The 10,151-nt window shown below is 69.3% G+C and carries 11 protein-coding genes; 8 read left to right on the plus strand and 3 right to left on the minus strand.

Annotated features, from left to right (window positions below; translation table 11 throughout):
* On the minus strand, window positions 1-204 hold a 204-nt coding region (locus VKA86_02965; protein ID HKK70150.1), incomplete at its 3' end, for a hypothetical protein.
* Window positions 205-385: 181 nt separating this feature from the next.
* Between VKA86_02965 and VKA86_02970 the strand changes: the two genes are divergently transcribed.
* Window positions 386-1,198 carry an aldo/keto reductase gene (locus tag VKA86_02970; GenBank protein HKK70151.1) on the plus strand — a complete coding sequence of 271 codons (813 nt, stop codon included), beginning with the start codon at window positions 386-388 and terminating at the stop codon, window positions 1,196-1,198.
* 185 nt (window positions 1,199-1,383) lie between these two features.
* On the plus strand, window positions 1,384-2,034 hold the full coding sequence (locus VKA86_02975) for a hypothetical protein (GenBank protein HKK70152.1): 651 nt from the start codon (window positions 1,384-1,386) through the stop codon (window positions 2,032-2,034).
* A 95-nt stretch (window positions 2,035-2,129) separates the two neighbouring features.
* On the opposite strand, the gene VKA86_02980 is transcribed toward VKA86_02975, so the two are convergent.
* Window positions 2,130-2,537: a hypothetical protein gene (locus tag VKA86_02980; GenBank protein HKK70153.1), complete on the minus strand. Its 408-nt coding sequence runs from the start codon at window positions 2,535-2,537 to the stop codon at window positions 2,130-2,132.
* A 216-nt stretch (window positions 2,538-2,753) separates the two neighbouring features.
* Here VKA86_02980 and VKA86_02985 point away from each other — a divergent pair, with 216 nt between their 5' ends.
* From VKA86_02985 to VKA86_02995, 3 genes are all read left to right on the plus strand, one after another.
* The gene (locus tag VKA86_02985; protein ID HKK70154.1) at window positions 2,754-3,002 is read left to right on the plus strand and encodes a hypothetical protein; all 249 of its coding nucleotides are present in this window, start codon (window positions 2,754-2,756) and stop codon (window positions 3,000-3,002) included.
* Window positions 3,003-3,070: 68 nt separating this feature from the next.
* Window positions 3,071-6,316, plus strand: coding sequence for a pullulanase-type alpha-1,6-glucosidase (gene pulA / locus VKA86_02990; protein ID HKK70155.1), 3,246 nt, complete (start codon window positions 3,071-3,073; stop codon window positions 6,314-6,316).
* Window positions 6,317-6,352: 36 nt separating this feature from the next.
* Window positions 6,353-6,613, plus strand: coding sequence for a hypothetical protein (locus VKA86_02995; GenBank protein ID HKK70156.1), 261 nt, complete (start codon window positions 6,353-6,355; stop codon window positions 6,611-6,613).
* A 63-nt stretch (window positions 6,614-6,676) separates the two neighbouring features.
* Here the strand turns inward: VKA86_02995 and VKA86_03000 are convergent, their stop codons facing one another.
* Complete coding sequence (locus tag VKA86_03000) at window positions 6,677-7,477, minus strand: hypothetical protein (protein ID HKK70157.1); 801 nt, start codon at window positions 7,475-7,477, stop codon at window positions 6,677-6,679.
* Window positions 7,478-7,657: 180 nt separating this feature from the next.
* On the opposite strand from VKA86_03000, the gene phrB reads away from it, so the two are divergent.
* The 3 genes from phrB to VKA86_03015 form a co-directional block, all read left to right on the plus strand.
* Window positions 7,658-9,088: a deoxyribodipyrimidine photo-lyase gene (gene phrB / locus VKA86_03005; protein HKK70158.1), complete on the plus strand. Its 1,431-nt coding sequence runs from the start codon at window positions 7,658-7,660 to the stop codon at window positions 9,086-9,088.
* 77 nt (window positions 9,089-9,165) lie between these two features.
* Window positions 9,166-9,582 carry a hypothetical protein gene (locus VKA86_03010; protein HKK70159.1) on the plus strand — a complete coding sequence of 139 codons (417 nt, stop codon included), beginning with the start codon at window positions 9,166-9,168 and terminating at the stop codon, window positions 9,580-9,582.
* A 6-nt stretch (window positions 9,583-9,588) separates the two neighbouring features.
* The coding region (locus VKA86_03015; GenBank protein ID HKK70160.1) for a phosphatase PAP2 family protein at window positions 9,589-10,151 on the plus strand (563 nt) is incomplete at its 3' end.

Below are 10,151 nucleotides of genomic sequence, written 5' to 3' on the forward strand. Positions count from 1 at the left end.
GACCTCGGTCCAGAAGCGCTGGCCGAAACCCAGGGCGTCGAACCAGAGCATCTCGCCCCAGAACGACATGAGCGCGTAGAAGGCGACGGTGGCCACGGCCAGTGCACCGCCCCCGACCACGAGGCCGCGCGCACCGCGACCCAGACCGCGCGTGACGAGCCAGACCGACGTGACGATCAGCAGCAACAACAGTCCGATGTACATGGTTCTCGTCCTCGGGTAGGGGCATCGCAGCCTCGACCGCTGCAGCTCCCCCAGGCTAGGAGCGCCAGGACCCTCGAATCATCGGGCGGCCCACCAGGGACGGGTCGTGAGAAGTCCGGGCGTCCGAAGTCCTCCGGAGCTGCGATCGTCCAGCGGTGCCACCGAACCGAGGAGCAGGACGATGAACGTGACCGTCGACGTCCAGGGCGTGATGATTCCACGCCTCGGACTGGGCACCTACCAGTTGAAGGGTGACGATTGCCGCGAGGTGGTCGGAGCCGCGCTCGACATCGGCTACCGCCACGTCGACACGGCCGAGGCCTACGAGAACGAGGCCGAGATCGGCCGCACCCTCGAGGACAGCCGGATCCCCCGCGACGAGCTATTCCTGACCACCAAGGTCTGGTGGACCCACCTGAAGGGGACCGAACTCCGCCGACACCTCGACGCCAGCCTCGAGCGGCTCCGCAGCGACTACGTGGATCTCACTCTGATCCACTGGCCGAACACCGACCTGTCGCTCGGCGAGCCGCTGGAAGCCATGCAGGAGTTGAAGGAGGCAGGACGCACCCGACTGATCGGCGTGAGCAACTTCACGCCCGAGCTGCTGGAACGGGCCGCCGAGCTGGCGCCGATCGCCACGAACCAGGTGGAATACCATCCCTTCCTGGCCCAGGACGACCTACGGAACCTGGCCCGGCGCCTGGGCCACGTGCTGACCGCCTACTGCCCGATCGCGCGCAATCGCGTGGCCGACGATCCGGTGATCCAGCAGATCGCCGAACGCCACGAGCGCACCCCGGCCCAGGTCACGCTGCGCTGGCACCTGCAGCAGCACGAGGTGATCGCCGTCCCCCGCTCGTCGAAGCGCACGCACCTCGAGCAGAACTTCGACGTGTTCGACTTCGAGCTCACCGACGGCGAGATGGAGTCGATCCACCAGCGGGCGCGCGGAGAGCGGATCGTCGATCCGGAGTGGGCCCCGGCCTGGTGATGCCGCCCAGCACGAACCGGGGCGACGCCCCACACGGTGTCGACGAAACCCACGGATGCGATGCCGCGCCGCGAGTCGGCATCGTGTCGCCACGTACCGGCGCGGGCGCTCGGCGCGATCGGGAGATCGCTCCCGCCCACGCGCGCCGCGCTCGCTCGAAGAGCCTCAGACACGGAGTGCCTACGATGTTCCCCACGAAGACCCTCCTCGTCGCGATCGCCGCGATCGGCCTGCTGGCCACCCCGACGCTCGCGCAGGATCCCTACGAGATGGCCGACGACACCTGGATCAGCCTGAGCGGCGAGGTCGAGAGCGTATCGGCCGACGAGTTCCTCCTCGACTACGGCGGAGGCATGGTGACCGTCGAGATGGACGACGGTGACCGCGACGCCGACGCGTACAAGCTCGTGCGCGGCGACGACGTCACGGTGACCGGAGTGGTCGACGACGACTTCTTCGAGGCCACCACCATCGAGGCCGGAAGCGTGTACGTCGAGAAGCTCGGCACCTACTTCTACGCCAGCACCGCCGACGAAGAGGACCGTTACATCACCATCCACGGCCCCACGGTGAACGCCACCGCGGTGGTGCAGGGAACCGTGACCGAGGTCCGCGACCACGAGTTCGTGGTCGACACCGACGCGCGGAGCATCACCGTCGACGTCTCGGACATGCTCTACAACCCGCTCGACGACACCGGCTACCAGCAGGTCGAGCCCGGCGACATGGTCAGCGCGAGTGGGACGGTCGACTACGACTTCTTCGAGGGCCGCGAGATCATGGCCGAGACGGTGACCACGCTGGTCAAGAACTTCGACCCGCAGGCGTCGAAGTAGCGGCGACACAGGCGATACGTTTCACGGTGACGAACGAGCCCCGGCCGGAGTGTTCCGACCGGGGCTTCGTTCCGTCCGTCGCGAGCGCGGACCCCTCAGGGCAGATCCACGGGCAGTTCCTCGAGGGGACAGTGATCCGAATCCACGTCCAACCAGTCGACGGCCGCGGCTCCGGTGGAGAACACCGCGATGTCCCCGTCGCCCACACCCTGCTTGAGCAGGTACGCGAGCGCGGCACTCGGCGGGTCGGGAGCCACGTAGGCGATCTTCGGGAAGCGTTCCCCGTACTCGTGCACCATCCAACGCGCGAAAGCGTGGATTCCTCGCGGGTCGAAGTCGGCCTCGGCCAGGAGCCGCAGGATCTTCGCGCCCGGACGGAAATGATCCGAATCCATCACCGCACGCTCGAGTTCGCGGGCCTCGTCGAAGTCGACGGGTCCCTTCGTCTGTGCGACGAACAGATCGCAGTGCGGTACGTATTCGACCTTCATGACCATGATCATCACCGCTTCCGTGGTGGAACCTCTGCGTCGTCGGTGAGGATGATCCGATCGGTGCAGAATCGCGTTGGGTGCGTCGCCAACACGTGATCTGAGGACCGGCCCCACCCCGTGGGGCCTGCCCCCAACCGGACACGACGGAATCGTCCGACCCGGCTCCGTGCGCAGCTTGCAGGTCCGACGCACACCACGACGAACATCAGACCGGAGGAGATCCACATGAGTGCCGAATCCAATGCCCGACACAGCCTGAAACGCCCCCGCGCGAGCACGCCCCTGCCGCGTCCACGTCTGCGTCACCGGAACGAAACCTACCGTCCACCTGACCGGATCCTGGCCGCCCGTGAACGCGTCGCCGCGCTCCGCGCGCAATTCGACCGGACGACCGACCCCGCCGTGCGGCGTGGATGCCACGCTCTCGACGAGACGCTCGACCGACTCGAGGCCACGCTGCGAGCACGCGCCTGACCGAAGGAGGCTGCATCCTGGCATCGATCCGCGTACACTGCCGGAACCCCCAGCCCGGGAGTCGGACCGTGCGCAGCTTCGTCGTCGCCTTCGTCCTGTTGTTCGCGGCCTCGGTGCAGGCCGCCGAGGTCACGTTCACCTTCGCCCCGACGCAGCCCGTCGAGTCGGTGTCGGTGCGCGGCAGCTTCAACGACTGGGGCGAGACCCTCATGGAGAAGCAGGCCGACGGTACCTGGTCCGTGACCGTCGACGTGCCGCCGGGCGAGCACCAGTACAAGTACTACGTGGACGGGCAGTGGCCGTCGGACATGGAGACGGGCCTGGACGGCGGTCCCATGGACCCCGGCGCCGAGGGCTACGCCGGCGACGGATTCGGCGGACAGAACGCCGTGCGCACCGTCGGCGGAACCGCTCCGCCACCGCCCTCGCTCCCCGAGATCGGCGCCCGCCCCGAAGGCCACCTCCGCGTGCACTACCTCCGCCCCGACGGCCGCTACGACGGCTGGGGCCTGCACGTGTGGCAGCACACCACCGCCGACGTGCCCTGGGACCGACCGCTGGAACCGGGCGGTCGTGACGACCAGGGCGTCGTGTGGGACGTCCCACTGAGCGACGATCCCGAGCAGGTGGGTCTGATCGTGCACAAGGGCGACGAGAAGGACCCCGGCCCCGACCAGTTCGTCGACGTGAGTGAAGGCCTGCGAGAGGTGTGGATCGTGTCCGGACGCGAGAACGTCTTCGAGGAACGCCCCGACCTGGGCGCCCTGCCCACCGGGGACCTGGGCCGGCGCGAGGCCCACTGGGTCGACGCCACCACCATCGTCTGGCCCGGCCTGCCGCCGCGGGCCGAGGCCTACGCGCTGCACCATGATCCCGACGGCGCCCTCGTGCTCGAGGCCGACGGCATCGTCGGCGGCGAGTCGGTCGCGCTGCGCCGCGACGGCACCTACGACGATCCCACCGGCCGCTTCCCGCACCTGGTGGGCGACGCCGTCCTGCGGATCGACGACCGCGAGCGGGCGATCGGGTTCCTGCGAGGGCGCGTGGCGGTCTCGGCGATCGACACCGAGGGCAGGATCGCCGGCGCCACCGGCCTGCAGATCCCCGGCGTGCTCGACGACCTGTACTTCTTCGACGGACCGCTCGGCGTGACCTGGGACGGCAACCGCCCGACCCTGTCGGTGTGGGCGCCGACGGCGAAGCAGGTCCGGCTGTTGCTCCTCGACGGCCCGCGCACCGCGCGCGAGACCGAGACCGTCGCCATGGAGCGCGACGGCGGTGTGTGGTCGGTCACCGGCGAACGCGACTGGAAGAACCACTACTACCTGTACGAGGTCACCGTGTACGCCCCGTCGACCGAGCGGGTCGAGGTCAACCGCGTGACCGATCCCTACTCGCGCGCCCTGGCCGCCAACTCCACGCGCAGTCAGATCGTCGATCTCGACGATCACGCGTGGCAGCCCGAGGGCTGGGACGCCATGACCAAGCGTCCCTTCGACGCCTTCGAGGACATTGCGCTCTACGAGCTGCACATCCGCGACTTCAGCACCGCCGACGAGCGCGTCGACGCCGACCTGCGCGGCACCTACCTCGCCTTCACGCAGGACGGCTACGGGCGCCGGCACCTGCGGTCGTTGAGCGAGGCCGGCATCACGCACGTACACCTGCTGCCGACCTTCGACATCGCCACCGTTCCCGAGCTGGCCGAGGATCGGGTCGAGCCAGGTGACCTGAGCGGTCTGCCTCCCGACTCCGAGGAACAACAGGCGGCGATCACCCGGGTGCGCTCGCGCGATTCGTTCAACTGGGGCTACGACCCCTGGCACTTCGGCGTGCCCGAGGGCAGCTACGCCACCGAGCCCGATGGCGGCGCGCGCCTGCTCGAGTTCCGTCGCATGGTGAAGGCGCTCGACGAGCTCGACCTGCGCGTGGTGATGGACGTGGTCTACAACCACACCCACGCCAGCGGCCAGAGTCCGGTGTCGGTGTTCGACCGGATCGTTCCGGGCTACTACCACCGGCTCGACGAGCGCGGCAACGTGCACACCAGCACCTGCTGCCAGAACACCGCCAGCGAACACCTGATGATGCAGAAGTTCATGGTGGACGACGTGGTCCACTGGGCCACGCACCATCGCATCGACGGCTTCCGCTTCGACCTCATGGGCCACCACATGAAGTCCGACATGGTGGCCGTGCGCGACGCGCTGCGCGCGCTCACCGTCGAGGAGCACGGAGTGGACGGCTCGAAGATCTACGTCTACGGCGAGGGCTGGGACTTCGGCGAGGTGCAGGGCAACCAGCGCGGCATGAACGCCACCCAGCCGAACATGGCCGGCACCGGCATCGGGACCTTCAACGACCGGATCCGCGACGCCGTGCGCGGAGGCAGTCCGTTCAGCGACCGCCGCGAGCAGGGCTACGCCACCGGGCTGGGCGTGATGCCCAACGGGATGCCCGGCAGCGACGACCTCGGGCGTCTGCGCGACCTCGCCGACCGCGTCCGTGCCGGCCTGGCCGGCAATCTGCGCGACTACCGTTTCGGCAATCGCCGCGGCGGGCAGCTCGGCGCCTACGCTCTCGATCCGCAGGAATCGATCCAGTACGTGTCGGCCCACGACAACGAGACCCTGTTCGACAAGGTCCAGCTGTCGGCCCCGCGGACGGCCTCGATCGACGAGCGCGTGGCCATGCACCAGTTCGCCCTGGGTATCGTGACCATGGCCCAGGGCGTGCCCTTCTTCCACGCCGGCGGCGAGCTGTTGCGCAGCAAGTCCATGGACGCCGACAGCTACGACTCGGGCGACTGGTTCAACCGCCTGGACTTCTCGGGCGCGACCACCACCTGGGGCGCCGGCCTGCCGCCGGCCGAGAAGAACCGCGACCGGTGGGACGTCATGCGATCGCTGCTGGCCGATCCCGACCTCGTGCCGAACTCCGAGCACATCCTCGAAACGGCGGGCTACTTCCGGCGCATGCTGCGGGTACGCTTCGGTTCGCCGCTGTTCCGTCTGCGTACGGCGGACCAGATCCAGCAGCGCGTGCTGTTCCCGTCCACCGAGGCGCCCGGCCTGATCGCCATGCACGTGCTCGACGTGGGCGAGGGTGTCGAGGATCTCGACCCGGACGTGCGGCAGCTCCTCGTGCTGTTCAATCCCGACCGCGAGGAGGCGACCTTCGGCGACGGCCGGTGGACGCGCTTCGCCATGCAGCTCCACCCGGAGGTGGACGCCGGCACGGGTGCGTTCGACCGCGACACCGGAGTCTTCACCGTGGCGCCGCACGGGATCGCGGTGTTCGTGGAGCCGCAGTAGGCCGCGCACCGTTCTCACGACGGAGAGATCTTTGACATGCGTTCCACCCTTCGGATCCTGGGCGCGCTCGCCCTCTGCCTCGCCCTCGCGATCGTGCCGCTGGGCTGCGACGACGACGACGATCCGATCCGACCGTCGGACTCGCCGGCCGACCACACCGTGAACAGGGACGGGATCGGCCACGCACCGGGGCTCGAAGATCCCGGCGTGAACTGCACGGACTGCCACGGAGTCGATCTGAGCGGCGGGGACAACGGCGAGCCGTCGTGCTTCGCGTGCCACGGTCAGGTGTGGTGAGCGCCGGGAACGGTGGGCCCCGGTCGGCCGGGACCCACCGCGCCCTCGCGCGAAGACCCTTGCTCAGTTCGCGCGGGGATTGCCCTTGCCGTTCAGGCGACCTTCGACCGTCAGGTGCACGGTGACGTCGCTGACCCCGAAGCCGGGACCGAGATCGGCGAAGATCTCGATCGTGTGCTCGCCGGCCGACAGCGGCGGCAACATCACGAACCAGCCCTCGGTCGCCGAGGGCCCATAGGTACCGGCGGGCGTCGGGATTCCGAAGAGGTCCCACATGTTGTCCTCGGGCACCGTGACGTCGAAGGGTCCGGCGGTGAGACGGAAGAGCTCGATGTCGGGCACGGCCACGCCGTCGACCACGAGCCGGACATCGCTGGTGGCCTCGGCGGCCGCGTTCACCGAGGCGAAGAGTTCGTCGACGTCCTCGGAGCCGCCGATCCCGGGCGAGTCGAACCAGGCGGCCACGTCCACGAACAGGGCCTTGCCCGTGGGAATGGTGGCGCTGCGGACGTTCACACCGCCGTAGTTCGGCGCGAGGAACCACACCGGTCCCTCCTGGCCGAAGTCGATGTTCTCGCCCGTGGCGTCGAGGCCCGGGTTCACGGCCGGGGGCGCGGACCAGAGCCAGCGCCACCACTCGATCGCCCATTCCTCGTAGGTACGACCGTAGGGCGTGCTGTTGGGCGGAAGGACCTGGGGATTGCCGAACGGAGCCCGCGAGGCCAGATCCGGGGTCTCGGCGGGGCTCGATCCGCCGAGGACCGCGGCGTCGTCGGTCGGCGGCGAGAGGACCCCGTCGTCCGCACATCCGGCGAGGACGATCGGGATCACGAGGAAGGCGGCGAGAAGGAAGTTCCTGGACATGAGGGCTCGTCTCCTGTGGATCGAGAGTCGACTGCGGATCCGGGCGCGACCCGGAGGGACCCGGGGCACCCATGAAGACGGCCATCGTCTCCGGAGCGAACGAATCCGCGCGCATCCTCCCGCGGGGCCGCGGTCGAACCCCGTTCCGGTACCCCGACTTCCGCTGCGAAAGGACTGCGCATGCGCCCCCTCGTCTGGCTCCGCCGCGATCTCCGCGTGAGCGACAACACGGCCCTGCGCCGCGCCACCGAGGCCGCCACCGACGGCACCGTGGCCGTGTTCGCGCTCGCCCCCGAGCAGTGGCACGAGCACGACGAGGCCCCGGCCAAGGTCGAGTTCTGGCTCGAGAACCTGCGCCAACTCGCCGACGAACTCGCCGCGCGGAACATCCCGCTGCGGATCGTTCGCGCCGAGGACTACGACGGTCTACCGAAGTCACTCGCCGAACTCGCCCGCGAGGTCGGGGCGACCGCCCTGTACTTCAACCGCGAACACGAGGTACACGAGCGCCGGCGTGACCGGGCCGTGCGCGAGGTCTTCGAGCGGGACGGACTCGAGGTCGAGGCCTTCGACGACCACACGATCCTGCCCCCGCTCGCCGTCCGCACGAAGCAGGGCGGACCGTACTCGGTGTTCTCGCCGTACAAGCGCGCGTGGATCGACGCCGCGAAGCAGGCCGCGATCGACGTGTTGCCACCGCCTCAGCCACAGCCGGCGATCGACGTGGTCTCCGATCCGGTCCCGGCCACCGCCGACGGCTTCGCCCGTGGCACCGCTCGGCTCGACCTCTGGCCCGCCGGTGAGAAGGCCGCGCAGGGAAATCTCGGCGCCTTCGTGCAGCACCGGCTGCGCGCCTACGACGACCAGCGCGACCTCCCGGGCACGAACGGCACGAGCACCCTGTCTCCCTACCTGGCCGCCGGCGTGCTGTCGCCGCGGCAGGCACTGCACGCCGCGCTGCAGGCCAACCGCAACCGCTTCTCCGGCGGCAGCCAGGGTGCCGACGCCTGGATCGGCGAGTTGATCTGGCGGGAGTTCTACGTCCAGGTCCTGCGCGCCTTCCCGCGGGTGAGCATGCACCGCGCCTTCCGGCCCGAGCTCGACGAGAACGTCGCTTGGCGGGACGACGGCGAGGCGCTCGAGGCCTGGAAGGACGGACGGACGGGTGTGCCGATCGTCGACGGCGCCATGCGGCAGCTCGCGCGCACCGGCTGGATGCACAACCGCCTGCGGATGGTCGTGGCCATGTTCCTGAGCAAGAACCTGCTGATCGACTGGCGCGAAGGCGAACGCCACTTCATGCGCCACTTGATCGACGGCGACCTGGCCTCGAACAACGGCGGCTGGCAGTGGTCGGCTTCGGTCGGGACCGACGCGGCTCCGTACTTCCGGATCTTCAATCCGATCAGCCAGAGCGAGCGCTTCGACCCCGACGGGCGCTTCCTCCACCGCTTCGTCCCCGAGCTGGAGGGCGTGACCGGCAAGGCCCTGCACGATCCGCGGCGACTGGGCGAGGTGGACCGCCAGGGGCGCGGCTACCCCACGATGATCGTCGATCCGAAGCCCACGCGGGAGCGGGCCATCGCCGCCTTCCGCGAGGCCAGCGGCTGACGCCGGCGCTTGCCGCCGTCCGGCGTGCCTCCTAATCTTCTGCGCACCCCTGCGAAGACCCGAACCGAGGTGAGATCATGACCAAGCTGTTCAGCGCGCTTTGCGCGGTCGTCCTGATCGCCGGCTGTGGCGGCGGATCCGGCAGCGAGACCGCCGAGCAGACCCAGGACGCGGCGAACACCGCCCACGAAGAGGCCATGGAGCAGACCCAGGACCAGGCGGCGCTGGTCGCGCCCGCATCCTACGAGGGTGCCGAGACCACCACCCTGACCGGCTCGCTCGGCTGCGGCCATTGCACCCATCAGGTCGGCACCAGCTGCTCGGCCGCCCTGCAGACCGCCGACGGGACCATCTACATCCTCGACGGCATGAGCGCCGGCGACGTGCCCTTCGACAAGCGTTTCGACGGAATCACGCTGAAGGTCGTGGGCAAGGTGGCCGAGAACCAGGGTACGAACTTCGTGAAGGTGGACTCGTTCGAAGAGGTGGGCTGACCCGTCATGCACCCCGGCGTGGCTCCCGAGATCCTGCGCACCCTGCGCAGACCGAACGTCGTCGCCGCGGTCGTCCTGGCCGCGGCGATCGCGTTCACCCTCCTCGACCGGCCGGTGATCCGCACCGTGAGCGACTGGCCGGCGGCGGTGCAGGTCCTCTTCACCTGGATCACCGAGCTGGGGCACTCCGCCAAGTACCTGTACGCGAGCGCTGCCGCCTTCCTGGTGTTCCGCTTCGTGGTGCGACGCCCGCGCTGGAGCCGTGCGGGTGCGCTGGTCTTCGGCGCGATCTTCGTGCCGGGCGTCCTGATCAACGTGCTCAAGGTGCTGATCGGCCGCGTCCGACCCCACCTGCTGCTCGAGGAACAGCAGTGGGGATTCGTGCCGATGACCTTCGACTACGACACCAGCTCGATGCCCTCGGGCCACTCGAGCACGATCTTCGGCCTGGCCCTGGCGCTGTCGGTGTTGTTCCCGCGGTGGCGGGTGCTGTGGTTCGCGCTGGCCGCCGTGGTCGCCCTGAGCCGCGTGATCACCGCGGCCCATTACCCGAGCGACGTGATCGTGGG

Source organism: Candidatus Krumholzibacteriia bacterium (assembly GCA_035268685.1).
Taxonomy (GTDB): Bacteria; Krumholzibacteriota; Krumholzibacteriia; order JAJRXK01; family JAJRXK01; genus JAJRXK01.

Coding starts and splice junctions, on each gene's coding strand:
- VKA86_02970 (HKK70151.1), top strand. CDS start 386: ATGAACGTGACCGTCGACGTCCAGGGCGTGATGATTCCACGCCTCGGA.
- VKA86_02985 (HKK70154.1), top strand. CDS start 2,754: ATGAGTGCCGAATCCAATGCCCGACACAGCCTGAAACGCCCCCGCGCG.
- VKA86_03010 (HKK70159.1), top strand. CDS start 9,166: ATGACCAAGCTGTTCAGCGCGCTTTGCGCGGTCGTCCTGATCGCCGGC.
- VKA86_02975 (HKK70152.1), top strand. CDS start 1,384: ATGTTCCCCACGAAGACCCTCCTCGTCGCGATCGCCGCGATCGGCCTG.
- VKA86_02995 (HKK70156.1), top strand. CDS start 6,353: ATGCGTTCCACCCTTCGGATCCTGGGCGCGCTCGCCCTCTGCCTCGCC.
- VKA86_02980 (HKK70153.1), bottom strand. CDS start 2,537: ATGATCATGGTCATGAAGGTCGAATACGTACCGCACTGCGATCTGTTC.
- VKA86_03000 (HKK70157.1), bottom strand. CDS start 7,477: ATGTCCAGGAACTTCCTTCTCGCCGCCTTCCTCGTGATCCCGATCGTC.
- phrB (HKK70158.1), top strand. CDS start 7,658: ATGCGCCCCCTCGTCTGGCTCCGCCGCGATCTCCGCGTGAGCGACAAC.